This window comes from Sphingobium chungangianum (assembly GCF_977014255.1).
Window position 1 is genome coordinate 483,848 of the sequence record NZ_CDRNIV010000006.1, and the last position, 18,691, is coordinate 502,538.

The window sequence follows — 18,691 nt, forward strand, 5'->3', positions numbered from 1 at the left end:
CTCATCCCAGACTTCAGCTTCTTTTTGACAAGGCACAGGCATGACGACTTTCGATGATCGCGAAAAGGCCTTTGAAAATATGTTCGCCCATGACCAGGAAATGCAGTTCCGCATTCAGGCGCGGCGGAATCGGCTGCTCGGCGAATGGGCGGCGGTCAAAATGGGGCTGACGCCGGAAGAGACCGACGCCTACGCCAAATCCGTAGTGCAGGCCGATTTCGAGGAAGCCGGTGATGAGGATGTCATTCGCAAGCTGGTGGGCGACATGACCCAGGCGGGCGTAGACATTGACGAGCCAGGCGTGCGAGCGGCTCTGGAAGAGCAGCAGGTGATCGCGCGCCGCCAATTCATCGAAGCCCAGTAAGCAGGACGGACACGCCCCATGCCAATGGCTGCCGACGATATTGCGGACATGATCCGGGCGGCTATTCCGGACGCGGAGGTCGAAATTACCGACCTCGCCGGTGATGGCGATCATTATGCGGCGCGCGTCGTGGCGGAAAGCTTCCGGGGCATGAGCCGGGTCGCGCAACAGCGCGCCGTCTATGCCGCGCTTGGCGGCCGGATGGGCGGCGTGCTCCATGCCTTGCAACTGACCACTGCCGTTCCCAACTAACCGCTATCATTTTTCATGCGCGCTGATTGCCTTTTTGCAGCGCCCGACAGGACTGGACCGACCCATGACCGACGCCGTGCATCAGCGGATCGCTGATATTGTGAACAGCAATGACGTCGTGCTCTTCATGAAGGGCACCCCCCTGTTCCCGCAATGTGGTTTTTCCAGTCGTGCAATTGCCATCCTCGATCATCTGGGCGTTGCCTATGAGTCGGTGGACGTGTTGCAGGACCAGCTGGTGCGGCAGGGCATCAAGGCTTTTTCGGATTGGCCGACCATCCCCCAGCTCTATGTGAAGGGCGAATTTGTCGGCGGCAGCGATATCATGATGGAAATGTACGAGGCCGGTGAGCTTCAGCAGCTGATGACCGACGAAGGCGTTGCAGCGGCCAACTGAAGCGCCGCAATCAGACTTTAACGATCTCTGGAAGGATAGCGTCCAGTAGCAGCATGGCTGCTGGCGTAATCTTCAGATGCTGCCCTTTGCGCTCGATCAGGTCCAGTTGGGCGAGCCGCGCAATGGCAGCTTCATCAATCAACTGCTCGACGGGGATACCGGATAGCGCCGAGATGCGATCAAGATCGACGCCCTCCGCAAGCCGCAATCCCATCAGCAGCGCTTCACGCCCGCGATCTTCTGGCGTCAACGCTTCCTCGCTTTGCAGTCCATGGCCGTTGCGCTGCACGGCACCCATCCAGTTTTCGGGCTTTTTATGCCTTAGCGTCGCCATCCCCTCGCGCCGTCCATGCGCGCCGGGACCGATCCCGGCATAGGTGCCATAGCGCCAATAGGTAAGGTTGTGGCGGCTCTCCTGACCGGGCTTCGCATGATTGCTGATTTCATAAGCGGGCAGTCCGGCCGCCTCGGTCATGGCCTGCGTCTGCTCATAGAGGGTCGCCGCATAGTCCGGATCGGCGGGCGTCAGCTTCCCCTGAGCAACGAGCGTGGCGAACCGTGTGCCCGGTTCGATCGTCAGCTGATAAAGCGACAGGTGATCGGTGCCAAAAGACAGGCCGCGCGCCAGCTCCGCCTCCCAGTCCGCCTCGCTCTGGTCGGGCCGCGCATAGATGAGGTCCAGGTTCACCCGCCCGAATACCGATTGGGCGACATCCAGCGCGGCCAGGGCCTCGCCCACATCATGCGCCCGGCCGAGAAAATGCAGCGCCTGATTATCGAGCGCCTGTACCCCCAGTGACACGCGGTTCACCCCCGCATGCGACAGATCGGTGAAGCGCGCCGCTTCCACCGAACTCGGATTAGCCTCCAGCGTAATTTCCATGTCCGCCGTTGGCCGCCAGTAGCTGGCTGCAGCGTCCATGATGTTCGAGACGATCTCCGGCGGCATCAGCGATGGCGTGCCGCCGCCAAAGAAGATGGATGACAGCGGCCTCCCGCCAGTCAGCCCCGCTTCATGAGCCAGATCCTCCAACAGCGCGGTGCGCCAGGCATCGGTATCGATGTCCGCACGGACATGGCTGTTAAAATCGCAATAAGGACATTTGGAAACGCAAAATGGCCAGTGCACATATAAGGCCATAGGTTCAGGCGCGGGGGCCGGGGAATCGATCGGGGGCAGGGGCATGAGTGGGGGGGTCCTTAGACGGCTTTGGGCCGCACGGCTAGCAATGGCAGCGCTCGCGATGACAGGGATCATTGCTGATCAGCCCACGAAAGCCTCCCCGTTGGGCCGGGCGGCGCCGACCCAGACGGTCATGCCCGCCGCCTATTACGGTATGGAAGAGGCGGAACGCGGCAACCTATTGCTGCGCGACGTCGTACTGGGCATGCACAATGACGAGCGCCAATCTCTGGGCCTCACGCCGTTGGCATGGGATAGCGCCCTCGCTCAGGATGCTGCCCAATATGCCCAGCAGATGGCCGTGACCAACCGCTTCCAACATTCCCCGCGCGCATCCCGCGCTGTTCCCAGCGGTGAAAATCTTTGGATGGGTCCGCGCCGCCTCTACGGATATGAGACGATGATCGGCGCTTTCCTCGATGAAAAGCGCTTGTTCCGGCGTGGAGGTAAGCTGCCGGACATCAGCATGTCGGGCCGCTGGGAAGATGTCGGCCATTATACGCAGATGATCTGGCGCGGCACGCAGAAGGTCGGCTGCGCCCTCGCCGAAGGGCAGAATTACGATTATCTCGTCTGCCGCTATTTTCCAGCGGGCAACGCCTTTGGCAAAGGCCCGCTGGACGCCGATGACAGCCCCTTCGGCGCCCGTCTGGCCAGCATGGGCGAATAAGCCCGCGTCGCGTTTTTTAAAAAACCGCCGCGACCAGCTGCGCGAAAGCATCCGCACGATGGCTCATCGCATGTTTCTTTTCCGGCTCCATCTCGCCAAAGCTGATCGTGTGGCCCAGCGGCTGGAACATCGAGTCATAGCCAAAGCCCTTGTCCCCGCGCGGCGGCCAGATGAGGATGCCGTCAACCCGCCCCTCAAAAGCCTCGACATGACCATCGGGCCAAGCCACCGCCAACGCGCAGATGAAATGCGCGCCATGCCCGGCATCAGGCCCCTTGGCTTCGATTGCATCCCAGACGCGTTGCATCGCGATGCTGAAATCCTTCGTCTCACCCGCCCAGCGAGCGGAGAAGATGCCCGGATCGCCATTCAGCGCCTCAACGCACAGCCCGCTATCATCCGCCAGCGCGGGAAGCCCGGACAGGTCCGCCGCCTGCATTGCCTTCAGCTCTGCATTGGCGATGAAGGTCGTGCCCGTTTCTTCCGGTTCGGGCAGGTCCAGCGCTGCTGCTGACACAGTCTCGATCCCATAGGGGGCCAGCAGTTCGCCAATTTCCCGCACCTTGCCGGGGTTATGGCTGGCGATCACCAGCTTACCGGGACCCAGCTTGCGGATCGCCTGTTCCTGTCCGAAATCGTCGCTCATGATTATGTCATTCTCCCCGTTCGCTTCGAGCATAGTCGAGAAGCGCGTAGTGCATAGATAGCATTTCTCGAAACACTCGAAACGAGCGGACGAACGCGCTTAGCGGCCCGTCGCCTTGTCCTGAGCAGCAAAAATCTGCGAGCAGCCGATGCGCGCCAGACGTAGCAGGCGCAGCAGCTCTTCCTCGTCATAGGCGGCGCCCTCAGCCGTCGCCTGCACTTCGGCAAACTTGCCATCGCCGGTCAGGATCAGGTTGGCGTCGGTTTCGGCATTGCTGTCCTCGGCATAATCGAGGTCCAGCACCGGCGTGCCATTATAGATGCCGCAGCTGATCGCCGCGACCTTCTGGATGATCGGATCTTCGGCCAGCGCACCCGAAGCGATCAGCTTGTCGATGGCGATGCGCAGCGCGACCCAGCTGCCGGAAATCGCCGCCGTGCGGGTGCCGCCATCGGCCTGGATCACGTCGCAATCGATAACAATCTGCCGCTCGCCCAGCTTTTTCATATCAACGACGGTGCGCAGCGACCGGCCGATCAAACGCTGAATTTCCTGCGTGCGGCCCGACTGCTTGCCCTTGGCTGCCTCACGGCTGCCGCGCGTATGGGTGGCGCGGGGCAGCATGCCATATTCCGCCGTCACCCAGCCTGAACCCTTGCCGCGCAGGAAGGGCGGCACCTTCTCCTCCGCCGAAGCGGTGCACAGCACCCGCGTATCGCCGAAGCTGACCAGGCAGCTGCCCTCGGCATGGATGGTGAAGCCGGGCTCCATGGTGATGTCGCGCATCTGGTCGGGCGCGCGGCCGGAAGGACGCATAAAATTTTCTCCGAAGGGTTCAGTCGGTGCGGCTTAGCGCTGGGAGCGTCGTCTTGCCAGTGGCGATACGTGCGAAAGATGGTAGGAAGCGCCCATGCAGTTGCGTCGGATGATGATTTTCGCGGTCGCGGCCCTGACAGCCGGTTGTGCGGCAGAGCGGGTTGAACTTGAAAAGCCCGCTGCCCGCGGTGACACGATCCGTTTTTCGGCGGGGCCCTGTTTCGGCGTCTGCCCCAGTTACAGCCTGCAGGTGACGCCTGATGGCTCAGGCTTGCTGGAGCCTGAGCGGTTCACGGCCGTTCCGGGCGCGACGCGCTTCACCGTTACCCCAGCGCAATATCGCCGTTTCCGCGCCGCGCTGGCGCAGTTCCGGCCTCCCGCAGGAACAGTCCGGCGCATCACCCATGGGGAGAATTGCACCCGCTTCGCGACCGACATGCCCGGCTACACCATCGAATGGACCAGGGATCAGCAGCCGACCACCCGGCTGGAGTTTCAGTCGGGATGCATGGACGCCGGTTATGGAAAGCTGCGTGCCACCATTGCGGCCGTTCCCCGGATGCTGGACATCGACGCGATGGTGAAGCCGTCCGCCGTCAGATAGCCCCGGCTTGAGTACGGCCCTTCGCTCGCCTAGATAGGGGCGCATGGCGGTCACACCAGTTACCGAACTCAATGAGCGGGCGCGCGACGTTTTCCGGGTGGTGGTCGAAAGCTATCTCGGCACCGGCCTGCCCGTGGGTTCGCGCACCATCAGCAAAATCGCCTCGCTCAGTCTGTCGCCCGCATCGATCCGCAACGTCATGCAGGATCTGGAGGAGTTGGGCCTGTTGGCCGCCCCGCACACTTCGGCAGGGCGCATGCCGACCGAAACCGGATTGCGCCTTTTTGTCGATGGCATGATGCAGGCTGCCGAGCCTTCGGTCGAGGAACGCCGCGCGATCGAGGCAGGCATTGCCGAGGGTGGCCCGATCGAGGAAGCATTGTCCGCCGCCACCGCCGCGCTATCGGGCCTCTCCGCCTGCGCGGGCATCGTCATGGTGCCTAAGCGCGAGCCGGTGATGCGCCAATTCGGTTTCGTGCCGCTCAATGATCGTCAGGCGCTGGCCGTGCTGGTGGGACAAGACGGCTCTGTAGAAAACCGCGTGCTCGACATGCCCGCAGGCGTGACGCCCAGCATGCTGAACGAAGCGGCGAACTTCATGTCCGCGCGCTTTGCCGGAATGACGCTCAGGGAGGCGGGCGAAGCGCTGCGCCGCGAGATGGAGGGCGAGAGGACCGCGCTTCAGGGTGCGGCGCGGGAACTGGTGGCGCGTGGTATCGCTGTCTGGTCGCAGGATGCGGATGACCGTCCCGTCCTGATCGTGCGTGGTCAGGCGCATCTGCTGGATGATGGCACCGCCGCCGACCTGGAACGGGTGCGCCAGTTGCTCGAACAACTGGAAGGCAAGCAGGAGATTTCGCGCCTGCTGGAAGGCGCGTTGGCGGGCAGCGCGACGAAAATCTTCATCGGGTCGGAAAACAAGCTCTTTTCCCTCTCCGGTTCTTCGGTCATAGCCGCGCCTTACCGTGGCGGCGATGGCCGTGTTGTCGGCGTGGTCGGCGTCATTGGCCCGACGCGCTTGAACTACGCGCGAGTGATCCCCATGGTGGATTTCACTGCGCAGACGTTATCGAGATTGATGAGATGAGCGAAGACAAGCTGAATATCGAAAATACTGAAGTCGTTGACGAACTGCCCGAGGACGCAGCGCCTGTGGGCGATGCGGCTGCTGAACGCCTTGCAGCGCTGGAGGGTGAGCTGGCGGCGGCGAAGCAGGACGCGCTCTACGCCCATGCCGAAACGCAGAATGTCCGTCGGCGGCTTGAAAAGGAACTGGCCGACACGCGCGCCTATGCGACGACGTCGTTCGCGCGGGACATGCTCTCGGTGGCGGACAATCTGGGGCGCGCGCTGCAAACCATCCCGGCGGAACTGCGCGAGGATGAAAAGTTCAAGGGGCTGGTCGCTGGCCTCGAAGCGACGGGCCGGGAACTGGAAGGCGTCTTTGGCCGCAATGGCATCGAAAAGCTGGTGTCGGTTGGACAGCCGCTTGATCCCAACAAGCATCAGGCGATGATGGAAGTGCCGTCGGATGATGTTGAGCCCGGGACAGTGCTGGTGGAGATGCAGGCGGGATACACGATCCGTGATCGCCTGCTGCGCCCGGCCTTGGTGAGTGTTGCCAAGAAGCCCGACTGACGACCATTCACGAGCCAATCCAAAAACCCGCCGGGCTTGATCCGGCGGGTTTTTTCATATGCGGGAGGGCAGAAGGCTCCGCTGCGGACGATGCACAATTTTTCCGTGGCCGTGCGTGGGCGGCTTGAAAGGCAAGGCGCCGATTCCCAAAGCATGGTCGACGTCGCCGCTCGGATCGACGAAGCGGCCAGCCAGATCGAAAGGCTCGACCCATGATCCTGACCGCCAATGTGCCGACCAAAAACGGCAGCCGCTATCTCCAGCAGCTGTGCAAGCATTGGAGCCACAAGTTTGAAACCGACTTCGATGCGCAGCAGGGCGTGATCGCCTTTCCTATGGGGCCGATCCGCATGGCTGCCGACGAAGACACGCTGACGGTGGCTATCGACCCGGTGGAGGGTGCTGACGTGGAACGTTTCAAGCAAGTCGTGGCCGACCATCTCGACCGCTTTGCCTTTCGGGAAGCCCCGCTAAGCTTCGATTGGCAGTGACCGCCTTAGAACACATCCGTCATCCCGGACTTGATCCGGTATCTTGCTTCCAGGCTTGTCTGCGCTCTCATCGGAGCGGAATACGGCGCGCGCTGGCAAGGTGATGGGCATGCGTTATCGCCACGGCGAGCGCATCGGACGCATCCGGTCCCGCAACCTTGGCTCCCGGCAACAGCCGCGAAACCATGGCGTGGACCTGATCTTTCGACGCGTTGCCAACGCCGACGACGGATTTTTTGACAAGCCGCGCCGCATATTCGCCAACCTCCATCCCCGACCGGGATGCCGCAAGCAGCACGACGCCGCGTGCCTGCCCCAGCTTCAGCGTTGATTGCGGGTTTACGTTGACGAATACTTCTTCGACCGCCGCGCCATTGGGCTGATGTTCGAGGATCAGGTCAGTGAGCGCGAGATCAAGCGCCAACAGGCGCGTCGCAAGCGCCATTTCGGCGTCGGTCTTGATCTGCCCGTTGGCGATGTGGGTGAGGCGATTGCCGTCAGCCGCGATCAAGCCCCAGCCAGTGGTGCCAAGGCCGGGGTCGAGTCCAAGGATGATCATGAGAGCATCCTCGCCCCTTCAGGTGAGAGGATAGGGAGGTTTACCGGCCTGCCGGTTAGCCGGACTTGGAGAGGGGAAGGTAGCAGCCGGATTCTCGACGCCGAACAACCCTCTCCCCGCCGGGGAGAGGGGAGGGTGTTTATCAACCCAGCTTCTCCATGACCTCGTCGGACACTTCATAATTGCCCCACACGGTCTGGACGTCGTCATCATCTTCCAGCGTGTCGACCAGCTTCATCAGGGTCGCAGCGCTGCCTTCATCGACTTCGACGGTCGTCTGCGGCTTCCAGGCGAGCTTCGCGCCTTCGGCCGGGCCGAGCTTGCCTTCCAGCGCCTTGGCGACTTCGTGCAGCGCGTCCATGGCGGTCCAGATTTCATGTTCGTCTTCGTTCGACGACACATCGTCCGCGCCCGCTTCCAGAGCAGCCTCGAAGATCGCATCGGCATCGCCAGCGCTTGCCGGATACGTGATCAGGCCCATGCGGTCGAAGCCATGGCTGACCGCGCCAGACGCGCCCAGATTGCCGCCATTCTTGGAAAAGGCGGTGCGGACGTTGGTCGCGGTACGGTTGCGGTTGTCGGTCAGCGCCTCGACGATGATCGCGACGCCGCCGGGGCCGTAGCCCTCGTAGCGGATTTCCTCGTAATTCTCCGTGTCGCCGCCGATCGCCTTGTCGATGGCGCGCTGGATATTGTCCTTGGGCATGGACTGCGCCTTGGCCGCGTTGATGGCGAGGCGGAGGCGGGGGTTCATGTCCGGGTCGGGCATGCCCATCTTCGCCGCCACGGTGATTTCGCGGCTGAGCTTGGAGAACATCGAGGAACGCTTTTTGTCCTGCGCGCCCTTGCGATGCATGATGTTCTTGAATTTGCTATGGCCGGCCACGGCCTGCTCCTAATCTTGTCTGATCCGAAGCGCGCTCTCTAGCGGGCGTCCTGCCCAAGCGCAACTAGACGAGGATCGCGGTGCCGGATGCCGACACCATCAGCATCGACCCGTTCGAACCCAGCACTTCATAATCGAGGTCGACCCCGACCACGGCATTGGCGCCCAGCGTCGCCGCGCGCATCCTCATCTCGCCAATGGCCTGTTCGCGGGCGCGCTGGAGGACATCCTCATAAGCGCCCGAACGGCCCCCGACGATGTCCCGCACACTAGCGAACAGGTCACGGAAGAGGTTGGCGCCCACGATCACCTCGCCGGTGACGATGCCGAGATATTCCTTTGCCGGACGCCCTTCGAGGCGGCTGGTGGTGCTGACGATGATCTCGGACATGACGTGTCTCCCTGCGTCTTGATGCGGTCGAGGGGCCTGTCTTGTAGGAAGAAAGGCCCTTCGACAAGCTCAGGGCGAACGGCGAGGGATGGATTATTCCATCCCGAGCGCGGACAGATAGGTTTGGAGAATAGCTTCCATTTCCTGCCGGTCATGCTGCGGCATTTTGCGCAGGCGGACGATCTGGCGCATGATCTTCGGATCATAGCCGGTCGCCTTGGCCTCCAGATACACGTCCTTGATATCGTCGCCGATGCCTTTCTTCTCTTCCTCGAGCCGCTCGATGCGTTCGATAAGAAGGCGTAGCTGATCGGCGGCGACGTTGCCCTCGCTCATATAATGTATCTCCGGATTGAATGTGAATCGGGTTGGCGCACGCTCCTAATGATTGTCGGCGTTCTTCGCCACACTCTCCTGCATCTTTGCGATCTGTTCCGGCGTCGCCTCGCTCTGATGGCGTTGTTTCCACTCCGAAAAGGGCATGCCGTGGATGATTTCGCGCGCCTCGTCCTTGCTCAGATTGCCGTCGGCTTCCGCGATCCAATCGGCAAGGCAATTGCGGCAAAAGCCCGCCGTTCCCATCAGATCGATGTTCTGGACGTCGGTCCTGTGCTGCAAATGCGCAATCAGGCGGCGGAAGGCGGTTGCGGCAACCGCATCGTTGAGCATATTGTCGGCCAAGGCGATCCTTTCGCTGATCTACATCATCCTGTCGTGCAGTAGGGATAATCGAAAACGGCGCTCTGGCAAGCCAGGGCGCGACCATGACGGCCAGGAGCTTTTTGAGAATGACGAAACTGCCGCCCCGTTCGCGCAAGGTCCGGATTTTGGCGACCCTTGGCCCCGCGAGCGACACGCCGGAAGTGATCCGCGCGCTGTTCATCGCCGGGGCAGACGCTTTCCGCATCAACATGAGCCATGGAGCGCATGAGGATCATGCGTCGCGTATCGCGTCCATCCGGGCGCTGGAAAAGGAATTCGGGCGGCCGACGACCATATTGGGCGACTTGCAAGGACCCAAGCTGCGTGTCGGTACGTTCAAGAGCGGCCTTGCCGTTCTGGAGGTGGGTGCATCCTTCATACTCGACCGCGACGAAACGCCGGGCGACGCACGGCGCGTGAACCTGCCACACCCGGAAATCTACGCGGCGCTGGTCCCTGAAACCCGGCTGCTACTGGACGACGGCAAGCTGGTGCTGCGGGTGAAGAATGTGTCCGATGACCGGATCGAAACGGTGGTCGAGGTCGGTGGCACCCTGTCGAACCGCAAGGGCGTTAACGTACCCGATGTGGTCGTTCCCGTACCCGCCTTGACGGAAAAGGACCGGCGCGACCTGAGCTTCGCTGTTGAGCAGGGCTGCGATTGGATTGCCTTGAGTTTCGTGCAGCGCCCCGAGGATCTCGCTGAAGCGCGCAAGCTGATGGGCGGCCATGGCGCGCTGATGGCGAAGATCGAGAAGCCCGCCGCGGTCCAGCGGCTGGAGGAGATATTGGAGCTGGCCGACGGCGTGATGGTCGCGCGCGGCGACCTGGGCGTCGAACTGCCGCCCCAGGCCGTGCCGCCGCTTCAGAAGCAGATTGTCGCGACGGCCCGGCGCATGGGGCGGCCGGTGGTGGTCGCCACGCAGATGCTCGAATCGATGATCAAGGCGCCGACGCCCACCCGCGCCGAAGTGTCGGACGTCGCCACCGCCGTCTATGATGGCGCCGACGCGATCATGTTGTCGGCGGAAACCGCGGCGGGCGATTGGCCCGAAGAGGCGGTCGCGATGATGGATAGCATCGCCCACAGCGTAGAGCGTGACCCCGGCTATTTCGCCCGGCTGCATTTCACCGAAACCAAGCCGGACGCGACTACCGCCGACGCGCTGGCGGAAGGGGCGGCGGGCATCGTCTCGGTCGTTGGGGCAAGCGCGATCACCTGCTTCACTTCATCAGGCAGCACGGTGCGCCGTGTAGCGCGCGAGCGGCCGCTGACGCCGATCCTGGCGCTCACCCCCCGGCTCGACACCGCCCGAAAACTGGGTCTGACCTGGGGCGTGCATGCGGTGCGCACCAAGGATATCGACACGTTCGAGGAAATGGTCGGCAAGGCCCGGCGCATGGCGCTGCGGCATAATATGACGCAGAAGGGCAGCAAGATCGTTGTGTTGGCCGGGGTCCCCTTCGGCACTCCGGGGTCAACCAACGTGCTGCATGTCACCGCCATTCGCGGTGATGAGCTTACAGGGCGGGATTAAGCTGTAGCAGGCCTTGCGCTGCAAGATCGCGGCGCAAGGTCTCTGCGTCCCGGAAGAGGTGGCTGCGAATGCCTAGCGCTTCCGCCGCCGCGACATTTTCTACCCGATCATCGATGAAGAAAGCCTCCTCGGTGCGCAGGCCAAAGCGGCTGAGCGCTAAGCGGTAGATGGCAGGGTCGGGCTTCACCAACCCTTCAGCGCCAGACACCAGAATGTCGCGAAAGTTAGCGAAGAAATCCGCCTCCCGCGCGTGAAAGGACTCCCAGAATTCCGCGCTGAAATTGGTGAGGCCGTAGAGCGCTACGCCCTGCCCACGTAATTCGCCGACCAATTGCGCCATGCCTGCAACGGCTGGTTGGACGCTGTCGATGAAACGCTCGCCCCATATCCGAATCAGCGCTTCATGTTCCGGATGGCTATCGATCAGTTCAGCGCTGGTTTCCGCGAACGGACGGCCCATGTCGTGCTGGCAATGCCATTCCATCGACACGACATCGCGCAGAAACGCGTCGAGCGCCCGATCATCATCGATCAGGCGCTCGTAGAGGAGCCGAGGCTCCCAATGGTACAGAACCTGTCCGACGTCGAATATGACGGCGGAGATCGGCTCGCTCAATTAGCCCTGGCGGGCCTTGAAGCGGCGATTGGTCTTGTTGATAACATAGGTACGGCCGCGACGGCGGATCACGCGGTTGTCCCGGTGACGGCCCTTGAGCGACTTGAGCGAGTTGCGGATCTTCATGGAAGTCAGCCTTCTAAGAATCTTGCGTGATCGGAAAATCGAAGCGCAGCCCCTATGGGTGGGGCGGCTGAAAGTCAAGGGCGGCTGGCCGCACTTTTGCCCCGTTCATGCCATATGCAGCAAAGACATGGCTTCAACTGTTGAAGGGATATCCGGTTCGGCATCGTCTATCGACTGCCGCATCTTTGTCGGAGATTAGCATGATCAAGCAGATACTCCTTCCCTCATTCCTTGCCCTGTCACTCGCCGGATGTGCGACGGCGGTGCCACCCGTCGAGGTAACCCGCTTCCATGTCGGAAATCCGGCGCAAAACGGAACGTTGGCGGTGGAAGAAATGGCTGCGAATCCCGATGCAGGGCTCGAATTCCGGACCTATGCCGCTGCTGTCGAGCAGGAGTTGCAGCGTGTTGGTTTCATCGCCGCACCTGCCGGAGCGCGCAGCGACTATGTGGCATCGGTCGGTTTCCGCCGATCTTTCCGTCCGACTGGCTACGGCAATGATGGCAGGCCCGTGAGTGTAGGCGTTGGCGGAGCAGTCGGCAGCGGCGGCTATTCAGGGCTGGGCTTGGGTATCGGCATCAACCTGTCGGGACGGCCGAAGGATATGGTGACGACGGAGTTGCAGGTGCAGATCCGCAGGCGATCCGATTCGACGACGATCTGGGAAGGCCGGGCATTGACCCAGGCGCGCGAGGGTACGCCCGCCGCTCAGCCCGGTATCGCCGCGCAAAAGCTCGCCAGTGCGTTGATCGGGGGCTATCCGGGGGAATCGGGGCGCACTATAACCGTGAAATGACCATCTCGATCAGCAATGCCTTCGACAGCGGCAATATTCGCGTTCTTTCCATTATCGATACTGGCGACAGGGTCCGGGCCGAGCTGGAGATCGTCAAGGACAGGCAAAGCGACTTCTACCAATGGTTCCACTTCCGCATCGCGGGCGTTGCCGGGCGGGAAGTGGAATTGGCTATCGTCAATGGCGGGACCTCCGCCTATCCGGATGGCTGGCCGGGCTATAAGGCGCGCATCAGCGAAGATCGGGAAGTCTGGACGCAGGCGGACACCCGCTATGCCGACGGCGTCCTCACCATCAGTCTTTCGCCGGATCGCAACGCGCTGTGGGTCGCATATTTTGCGCCTTATTCGATGGAGCGGCACCACGACCTGATCGCATGGGCGGGTTGTCAGCCGGGGGTCGAGCATCGGGAATTGGGCCTGACGCTCGACAAGCAGCCCCTCGACCTTCTGACGCTGGGTGATGGGACAAAGCAGGTCTGGCTCTACGCCCGCCAGCATCCCGGCGAGACGATGGCGCAGTGGTGGATGGAAGGCGCGCTGGAACGGCTCTGCGACGAGGAGGATGCCGTCGCCCGGCTGCTCCGCGCCAAGGCGACATTCCATATCGTGCCCAACATGAACCCTGACGGCAGCCGCCGGGGACATCTGCGGACCAACGCGGCGGGCGTGAACCTCAACCGTGAATGGCACGAACCATCGATGGACCGCAGTCCGGAGGTCTACCTTGTCCGGCAGGAAATGGACCGGACGGGGGTCGACTTCGCCATGGACGTGCATGGCGACGAAGCTATCGCCGCAGTGTTCCTGGCGGGCTTTGAAGGCATCCCTTCACTCGGCGAGCGGCAACTCGCCCTCTATAATCGCTTTCGGGATACACTCGCGGCCCGGACGCCTGATTTTCAGACGGTGCGCGGCTATCCTTCATCGGCGCCGGGCAAGGGCAACCTGACCATGTCCACCAATCAGGTCGCCGAACGTTTCGGCGCGGTCGCGATGACGCTGGAAATGCCCTTCAAGGACAATGATGATTTGCCCGATCCGGAATTTGGCTGGTCCCCGGCACGGTCGAAGCAGCTTGCCAAGGACTGCCTTGCGGTTTTGGCGGAGATGATCGGGGAGCTTTGAGCTGGATGCACTGAAGGCGGTCAGCCTAGTTAAACAGGCTGGCGAGAAAGTCCCTCATCGATCGGAAGCTGCGGTGGTCCGCGTCGGGGCTGTAGGCGAGCCCCTTTTCCGGCATGTTGACCGCCTGATCGGTAAATGCGTGTCCGGTGTTCCCATAAGCATGGATCTGCCAATCGCATCCCGCTTTCGTCAGTTCGTCGGCCAATGCCACCGTAGTGGCTGGGGGAGCCAAGGGATCGTCCCAACCGTGGCACACCAACAGCTTCGCGCTGATGGCGGCGTTGGGAAAAGCTGGCGCGTCATAAATCCCATGGAAGCTGACGCCGCCCGCGATGTCGGCCCCGCTGCGCGCCAGATCGAGCACGCATTTGCCGCCGAAGCAGAAGCCGATCGCGGCCGTCCGGCTCGCGTCCGCTTCGGGAAGTGATTTGAGGACGGAATGAGCCGCATTGAGCCGGTCACGCAGCAGGGCGCGGTCAGCATTCACCTCGTTCATGTAGCGCGCCATATCGGGGTCATCGCGGCTGGCTCGCTTGCCCTGACCATAGATGTCCGCGACCAATAGTGTGTATCCCAGTTCCACGACCTTTTGAGCGTAGACGAAGTCCGCTTCCTTGGTGCCCAGTGCATTAGGGAAAAGCAGGATGCCGGGCCGGGGTGCGCCAGCGGCTTTGTCGAAGACGGCCATGCTCTCGAAGGTTCCACCGGGTCCTTCATGAACCGTGACGCGGCGAGTGATAGTCATGGCAAGCCTCGCTGATGAGAATGGCAAGGCGACATTAGGCCGCTGGATGTGCGTGGCAAGCGTCGCGGTGCCGGTCACTTTCGAGCGTATAAGAAAAGGGCGCCCTCATGAGAGGGACGCCCTTCTTTTTCTGCTATAGCCGTGTCTTAGAAACGGTAGCCGAGGATCAGCGCGCCCTGGTGACGCTCGGGGTTCACGCCACCGATCTGCTCGTAACGCGAATAGCGATATTCAGCGCGAACGATGAAGCCCTGAACCGTCGTTTCCAGACCGGCGCCCAGACGGTAGCCGTCCAGCTTGGTGCTGTTGTCCAGAGTGTCTTCTAGACGGGCATTGGTGTAGCCGCCCTTGGCATAGGCGAGGACGTTCGGCACGACTTCGCCGCCGATGCGGACGCCTGCATAGAGGTCGCGATCGGTGCGGACGATGCCTTCCTTGACGTCGGAATCGGCATATTCGCCTTCAATGCCGAACACGGCGCCGTTGACGTTGACGTCATAGCCGATCACGCCGCCATACAGCAGGCCGCTGTCATGGTTGACAGAGTCGAAATCGACATGGTCCACGCCGACGACTGCGCCGACATAGGGACCGGAAAAGGGCACGGCGTCCTGAGCGAAGGCCGGTGCGGAAACGCTGGCAAGCAGCAACGCCGAAGCGATCAGTTTTTTCATGGGGGGCTCCTTTTCTGGGTAACCGGATGTTGTCTGAGCGCGCTTTAAGGAGCCTGAGCGTGAAGAGTAAAGTATCACAAACAACGACATACCGCATTGCACAACGAACTGTGGCAATGTTGCATCACGTCTTGAAATGGATTCTCGGCGCCCTAGGCCGGATCGAGATTCAGGATTCACAAAAGGCGTGATGTCTGACTCATGGGGCTCCGTGTTGAGGCGCGGAGCGGATGATGGGGATCAAACGGTACGAATTGAATGAGGCGCAATGGGCGAGGGTTTCGCCACTTCTGCCTGGCAAGGCGAGCGATCCGGGGCGGACGGGATCGGATAACCGCTTGTTCGTGAACGGATGTTTGTGGGTGCTGCGCTCGGGCGCGCACTGGTGCGACCTGCCGGAGCGCTACGGTCGGTGGAAGACGGTCCATCGGCGTTTCAGCAGGTGGTGCCATGCGGGTGTCTGGGAACGGGTGCTCAACACGCTGACCGCCGACCGGGACAACCAATATCTGATGATCGACAGCACCATCGTCCGCGCCCACCAACAGGCAGCGACCGGGAAAGGGGGGGCAAGGACCAGGGGCTGGGGCGTTCCCGAGGTGGACTGACGACCAAGATCCACATGCTGGCGGACACGTTCGGTCGGCCATTGCGCTTTCGCATCACGCCCGGGCAGGCCAGCGACGTCACCGCCGCTCCCGATCTTCTGGAAGGCCAGAAGGCGGGGGCCGTACTCGCTGATAAAGCCTATGACAGCAATGATTTACGCGAACATATCGCCGACATGAAGGCGCAGGCGGTGATCCCGTCGAAGCGAAATCGCAAGGTCTTCATCCCGCATGACACCGCTATCTACAAGCACCGCAACTCAAGCATTTCAGACGCTTCGCTACCCGCTACGATCGGCGCACCGCCCACTTTGCCGGCTTCGTACATCTCGCCGCTGCCATGATCTGGCTACGCTGAATGTCGATCGGCCCTAGTCAGCGGCATGACTGAGCAAGGGCTGGTTCAGAGGCTGCCGAACCCCGGCGCCTCACCGCGCGCCTGCCTATCCAGCCGGGTTGGACGTTTCCAGCCGATACGGGGACGCTTGCGTAGCCGCAGCGTCGGCCAGTCGCCATTGTCCACACGCTCGGCAAGGCGCATGCCCTGAGTCCGATAGGCTGACAGAACGGCCTCCGCCTGTTCCTTCAGCAATCCGGCGAGCAGGACGGTGCCACCTTCCTCCACGAGCGCGCAAAGCGAGGGGGCGAGTTCGATCAACGGGCCAGCGAGTATGTTCGCGATCAGCAGATCATAAGGCGCGCGCGTTGCAATTGCGGGGTGATCAACGCCCGCCGCGACATACAGCGCCAGTTGGCCTTGACCCTTGCCGACCGCGATGTTGTTGGCTGCGGCATTTTCCGCGCTGATGTCGACGGCGATCGGGTCGATGTCGGAAGCGGTGGCATAGGCATGGGGCCACAAATGGAGCGCTGCGAAGGTGAGCAATCCGGTGCCCGTGCCAATGTCCGCCACATTGCCAAAGCGCATGCCAACCTGCCGCATGCGGTCCAGCATCAGAAGGCAGCCTGCGGTGGTTTCATGCTGCCCGGTGCCAAAGGCGCGGCTCGCTTCGATCAGGAAATTGACATGGCCCGGCTGCTCCGCATCGCTGGCAAGATTGCGGATATGGAAGCGTCCGGCCGTGACTGGCTCCAGTCCTTGCTGGCTCAGAGTTACCCAATCCTCATCGGGCAACTGTTCGATCAGGGGCTTGGTGCCGCCCGCGCTGGGGATCAGGGTACGGAGCAGCTTGATCGCGGCGGGGCTGGGTTTGCCTTCAAAATAGGCATCAAGCTGCCAGGCATTTTCATCATCCGGCGCGGCCTCGCTGGTCATCAGCACCGGCGGCTTGTCCATGAGCGCGAAGCCCGCGATGTCACCGTCCAACGCCTCCGCCTCGGCACGGGTGCAGGGCAAGGTGACTTTCCAGCTTTGGACGGAAGAGGGCGCGGCATCAGTCATGCCGCGCCCTTTAGAAGCTTCAAGCGGGAAGGGGAAGTCGAGAGGGCTTCAGTCGCTCTCCGGCTGTCTTTTCCCTGAAACTCAGGCCACCTGCCGTCCAAAATCGGATGATGCGGCACGCAGGCTGGCAAGCTTGCCCTCGACGCTCATGAAGCCGCGTTCCAGCTGGTCGATCTCGGAAGCAACGACTTCCGTATCCTGACGGATGGCGGAAATGGTGCTCGACATGGAGTCGGCCGCCAGCGCCGTCTCATCGACAGCGGCGGTGATCATGGTAACCGTCTGGGCTTGAGCGTCCATGGCATGACGGATGCGATCGGCGCTCGACTGCACTTCCCCGACCGTATCGCGGATTCGTTCATTGGTTTCGACCGACTGCCGCGTCGAAGCCTGAATATCCGCGATCTTGCCCGCGATTTCATCGGTCGCACGCGCCGTCTGGTTGGCAAGGCTCTTCACTTCCTGCGCCACGACGGCAAAGCCGCGCCCCGCGTCGCCCGCGCGCGCCGCTTCGATGGTGGCGTTGAGAGCGAGCAGGTTCGTCTGGCCCGCGATGTCGCGGATTAGGCCCAGGATCGACTCGATCGATTTCGCATGCTCAGTCAGAGTTGCCGACATCGTCACCGCATCGCCCGACTGCCGGGCGGCACGCTGCGCAACGTCTGCGGCGCTTTCGACTTCCGTGCGAGCATCCTCGATTGCGCGGATCAGCCCTGCCGAGGTGCGGGCTGCTTCACGCATCGCGATTGCCGATTGTTCGGCGGCGGCGGCGACTTCCGAAGCCTTGCCCAACATGCCGCGTGTGGCGGCAGAGGCATCCTTCGCCTGTTCACGCAGCGATTCGCCGAGCTGGGAAGCGCCGTCGATCTCACCCATGATCCGCTGCTCGAACAGGGTGCCGATGCGTTGCCGTTCGTTGCGCTGCGCTTCTGCCTCGTCGCCCGCGAAGGCGTTGGTCATCATGCTGGCATCGACCATGCTGACCATGGTGATGATGTTTACAAGGCGCTGGCGGGTGGCATCATCCGCCGCCTTTTGCCAGACGAGGTTGGTCAACTGCTTGTTGGCTTCCGATACCGCCGTCAGGACGAGACCCAGGGGCAAGCCGCGTTTGCGGGCCAATCGGACACAGGCGATGGAGCTGCCCGCCCAACTGCCTGCCTCATAGAAGCTGAGCTTCTGCCGCACATATTCATGTGCTTCGGTTTCGATCTTGGCGATCGTGGAGGCGGCCAGGACGCTGCGCAGATGAGATTGATCCATGTAGCTGTCGAAGAAGGTACGGGCCGCGATCGACGCGCCGTCGCCTATCATGTCCCGAATCTCGCGAAGCCCCGCGGCCAATTCGCCGGTGGGATCTATTTCCGCCATGCTGGCGATCATTGCGCTCTTCGCTGGTGCGACGGACGTCATATGCGGCAAACCTCAATTCTCTTGTTTGTCCGTCGGGTCATAGCGC

The 18,691-nt window shown here is 62.1% G+C and carries 26 protein-coding genes and 1 pseudogene; 13 read left to right on the plus strand and 14 right to left on the minus strand.

Annotated elements, in window-relative coordinates; translation table 11 throughout:
• The first annotated feature begins 40 nt into the window (after nucleotides 1–40).
• The 3 genes from ACWNC0_RS09260 (at nucleotide 41) to grxD (ending at nucleotide 1,013) form a co-directional block, all read left to right on the plus strand.
• Entirely contained in the window at nucleotides 41–364 is a 324-nt protein-coding gene (locus ACWNC0_RS09260) for a DUF1476 domain-containing protein (protein ID WP_196225322.1), read from the plus strand.
• An 18-nt stretch (nucleotides 365–382) separates the two neighbouring features.
• Entirely contained in the window at nucleotides 383–616 is a 234-nt protein-coding gene (locus ACWNC0_RS09265) for a BolA/IbaG family iron-sulfur metabolism protein (RefSeq protein WP_176591755.1), read from the plus strand.
• A gap of 64 nt (nucleotides 617–680) precedes the next feature.
• Complete coding sequence (grxD, locus tag ACWNC0_RS09270; RefSeq protein ID WP_449471149.1) at nucleotides 681–1,013, plus strand: Grx4 family monothiol glutaredoxin; 333 nt, start codon at nucleotides 681–683, stop codon at nucleotides 1,011–1,013.
• A 10-nt stretch (nucleotides 1,014–1,023) separates the two neighbouring features.
• On the opposite strand, the gene hemW is transcribed toward grxD, so the two are convergent.
• On the minus strand, nucleotides 1,024–2,199 hold the full coding sequence (gene hemW / locus ACWNC0_RS09275) for a radical SAM family heme chaperone HemW (RefSeq protein ID WP_449471150.1): 1,176 nt from the start codon (nucleotides 2,197–2,199) through the stop codon (nucleotides 1,024–1,026).
• 58 nt (nucleotides 2,200–2,257) lie between these two features.
• Between hemW and ACWNC0_RS09280 the strand changes: the two genes are divergently transcribed.
• Entirely contained in the window at nucleotides 2,258–2,866 is a 609-nt protein-coding gene (locus ACWNC0_RS09280) for a CAP domain-containing protein (protein WP_449471151.1), read from the plus strand.
• 16 nt (nucleotides 2,867–2,882) lie between these two features.
• Here the strand turns inward: ACWNC0_RS09280 and rdgB are convergent, their stop codons facing one another.
• Nucleotides 2,883–3,512, minus strand: coding sequence for an RdgB/HAM1 family non-canonical purine NTP pyrophosphatase (gene rdgB, locus ACWNC0_RS09285; protein ID WP_449471152.1), 630 nt, complete (start codon nucleotides 3,510–3,512; stop codon nucleotides 2,883–2,885).
• 99 nt (nucleotides 3,513–3,611) lie between these two features.
• Nucleotides 3,612–4,328 (minus strand): ribonuclease PH, encoded by a 717-nt coding sequence (rph, locus tag ACWNC0_RS09290; RefSeq protein WP_449471153.1) that lies wholly within the window; start codon nucleotides 4,326–4,328, stop codon nucleotides 3,612–3,614.
• Nucleotides 4,329–4,422: 94 nt separating this feature from the next.
• On the opposite strand from rph, the gene ACWNC0_RS09295 reads away from it, so the two are divergent.
• The 5 genes from ACWNC0_RS09295 to ACWNC0_RS09315 all read left to right on the plus strand — a co-directional run bounded on the left by ACWNC0_RS09295 (nucleotide 4,423) and on the right by ACWNC0_RS09315 (nucleotide 7,061).
• Nucleotides 4,423–4,932, plus strand: coding sequence for a DUF6438 domain-containing protein (locus ACWNC0_RS09295; RefSeq protein WP_449471155.1), 510 nt, complete (start codon nucleotides 4,423–4,425; stop codon nucleotides 4,930–4,932).
• A gap of 43 nt (nucleotides 4,933–4,975) precedes the next feature.
• Nucleotides 4,976–6,019, plus strand: a complete 1,044-nt coding sequence (gene hrcA / locus ACWNC0_RS09300) for a heat-inducible transcriptional repressor HrcA (RefSeq protein ID WP_449471157.1) — start codon at nucleotides 4,976–4,978, stop codon at nucleotides 6,017–6,019.
• Nucleotides 6,016–6,570 (plus strand): nucleotide exchange factor GrpE, encoded by a 555-nt coding sequence (locus ACWNC0_RS09305; protein WP_449471158.1) that lies wholly within the window; start codon nucleotides 6,016–6,018, stop codon nucleotides 6,568–6,570. The genes hrcA and ACWNC0_RS09305 overlap by 4 nt, the downstream gene beginning before the upstream one ends.
• Nucleotides 6,571–6,660: 90 nt before the next feature.
• On the plus strand, nucleotides 6,661–6,786 hold the full coding sequence (locus ACWNC0_RS09310) for a hypothetical protein (RefSeq protein WP_449471159.1): 126 nt from the start codon (nucleotides 6,661–6,663) through the stop codon (nucleotides 6,784–6,786).
• A complete protein-coding gene (locus ACWNC0_RS09315) occupies nucleotides 6,783–7,061 on the plus strand; it encodes a DUF2218 domain-containing protein (protein WP_449471160.1) in 279 nt (92 codons plus the stop codon). The genes ACWNC0_RS09310 and ACWNC0_RS09315 overlap by 4 nt, the downstream gene beginning before the upstream one ends.
• A 67-nt stretch (nucleotides 7,062–7,128) precedes the next feature.
• Here the strand turns inward: ACWNC0_RS09315 and ruvC are convergent, their stop codons facing one another.
• From ruvC to ACWNC0_RS09340, 5 genes are all read right to left on the minus strand, one after another.
• The gene (gene ruvC, locus ACWNC0_RS09320) at nucleotides 7,129–7,620 is read right to left on the minus strand and encodes a crossover junction endodeoxyribonuclease RuvC (RefSeq protein ID WP_449471162.1); all 492 of its coding nucleotides are present in this window, start codon (nucleotides 7,618–7,620) and stop codon (nucleotides 7,129–7,131) included.
• Between the two features lie 142 nt (nucleotides 7,621–7,762).
• The gene (locus ACWNC0_RS09325; protein WP_449471164.1) at nucleotides 7,763–8,506 is read right to left on the minus strand and encodes a YebC/PmpR family DNA-binding transcriptional regulator; all 744 of its coding nucleotides are present in this window, start codon (nucleotides 8,504–8,506) and stop codon (nucleotides 7,763–7,765) included.
• A 64-nt stretch (nucleotides 8,507–8,570) separates the two neighbouring features.
• Nucleotides 8,571–8,897: a heavy metal-binding domain-containing protein gene (locus tag ACWNC0_RS09330; protein ID WP_174525906.1), complete on the minus strand. Its 327-nt coding sequence runs from the start codon at nucleotides 8,895–8,897 to the stop codon at nucleotides 8,571–8,573.
• A gap of 93 nt (nucleotides 8,898–8,990) precedes the next feature.
• On the minus strand, nucleotides 8,991–9,233 hold the full coding sequence (locus ACWNC0_RS09335; protein ID WP_449471166.1) for a DUF2312 domain-containing protein: 243 nt from the start codon (nucleotides 9,231–9,233) through the stop codon (nucleotides 8,991–8,993).
• A gap of 45 nt (nucleotides 9,234–9,278) precedes the next feature.
• Nucleotides 9,279–9,566: a DUF1244 domain-containing protein gene (locus ACWNC0_RS09340; protein WP_449474587.1), complete on the minus strand. Its 288-nt coding sequence runs from the start codon at nucleotides 9,564–9,566 to the stop codon at nucleotides 9,279–9,281.
• Nucleotides 9,567–9,685: 119 nt separating this feature from the next.
• On the opposite strand from ACWNC0_RS09340, the gene pyk reads away from it, so the two are divergent.
• Nucleotides 9,686–11,137: a pyruvate kinase gene (pyk, locus tag ACWNC0_RS09345; protein ID WP_449471167.1), complete on the plus strand. Its 1,452-nt coding sequence runs from the start codon at nucleotides 9,686–9,688 to the stop codon at nucleotides 11,135–11,137.
• On the opposite strand, the gene ACWNC0_RS09350 is transcribed toward pyk, so the two are convergent.
• Nucleotides 11,121–11,753, minus strand: a complete 633-nt coding sequence (locus tag ACWNC0_RS09350) for an HAD family hydrolase (RefSeq protein ID WP_449471168.1) — start codon at nucleotides 11,751–11,753, stop codon at nucleotides 11,121–11,123. The genes pyk and ACWNC0_RS09350 overlap by 17 nt on opposite strands.
• On the minus strand, nucleotides 11,754–11,879 hold the full coding sequence (ykgO, locus tag ACWNC0_RS09355) for a type B 50S ribosomal protein L36 (protein ID WP_004210176.1): 126 nt from the start codon (nucleotides 11,877–11,879) through the stop codon (nucleotides 11,754–11,756).
• Between the two features lie 200 nt (nucleotides 11,880–12,079).
• Here ykgO and ACWNC0_RS09360 point away from each other — a divergent pair, with 200 nt between their 5' ends.
• Together ACWNC0_RS09360 and ACWNC0_RS09365 are read left to right on the plus strand one after the other, a co-directional pair.
• Nucleotides 12,080–12,676, plus strand: coding sequence for a hypothetical protein (locus ACWNC0_RS09360; protein ID WP_449471171.1), 597 nt, complete (start codon nucleotides 12,080–12,082; stop codon nucleotides 12,674–12,676).
• Nucleotides 12,673–13,803, plus strand: coding sequence for a M14 family metallopeptidase (locus ACWNC0_RS09365; protein WP_449471173.1), 1,131 nt, complete (start codon nucleotides 12,673–12,675; stop codon nucleotides 13,801–13,803). The genes ACWNC0_RS09360 and ACWNC0_RS09365 overlap by 4 nt, the downstream gene beginning before the upstream one ends.
• 25 nt (nucleotides 13,804–13,828) lie before the next feature.
• Here ACWNC0_RS09365 and ACWNC0_RS09370 read toward each other — a convergent pair whose 3' ends face one another.
• Entirely contained in the window at nucleotides 13,829–14,548 is a 720-nt protein-coding gene (locus ACWNC0_RS09370; RefSeq protein ID WP_449471175.1) for a dienelactone hydrolase family protein, read from the minus strand.
• Nucleotides 14,549–14,694: 146 nt separating this feature from the next.
• The gene (locus ACWNC0_RS09375) at nucleotides 14,695–15,222 is read right to left on the minus strand and encodes a porin family protein (protein ID WP_449471177.1); all 528 of its coding nucleotides are present in this window, start codon (nucleotides 15,220–15,222) and stop codon (nucleotides 14,695–14,697) included.
• Nucleotides 15,223–15,461: 239 nt separating this feature from the next.
• On the opposite strand from ACWNC0_RS09375, the pseudogene ACWNC0_RS09380 reads away from it, so the two are divergent.
• A pseudogene (locus tag ACWNC0_RS09380) lies at nucleotides 15,462–16,188 on the plus strand (IS5 family transposase).
• Nucleotides 16,189–16,233: 45 nt separating this feature from the next.
• On the opposite strand, the gene ACWNC0_RS09385 reads toward ACWNC0_RS09380, so the two are convergent.
• Nucleotides 16,234–17,232 carry a 50S ribosomal protein L11 methyltransferase gene (locus tag ACWNC0_RS09385; RefSeq protein ID WP_449471179.1) on the minus strand — a complete coding sequence of 333 codons (999 nt, stop codon included), beginning with the start codon at nucleotides 17,230–17,232 and terminating at the stop codon, nucleotides 16,234–16,236.
• Between the two features lie 81 nt (nucleotides 17,233–17,313).
• Nucleotides 17,314–18,645, minus strand: coding sequence for a methyl-accepting chemotaxis protein (locus ACWNC0_RS09390; RefSeq protein ID WP_196225339.1), 1,332 nt, complete (start codon nucleotides 18,643–18,645; stop codon nucleotides 17,314–17,316).
• Nucleotides 18,646–18,691 lie beyond the last annotated feature (46 nt).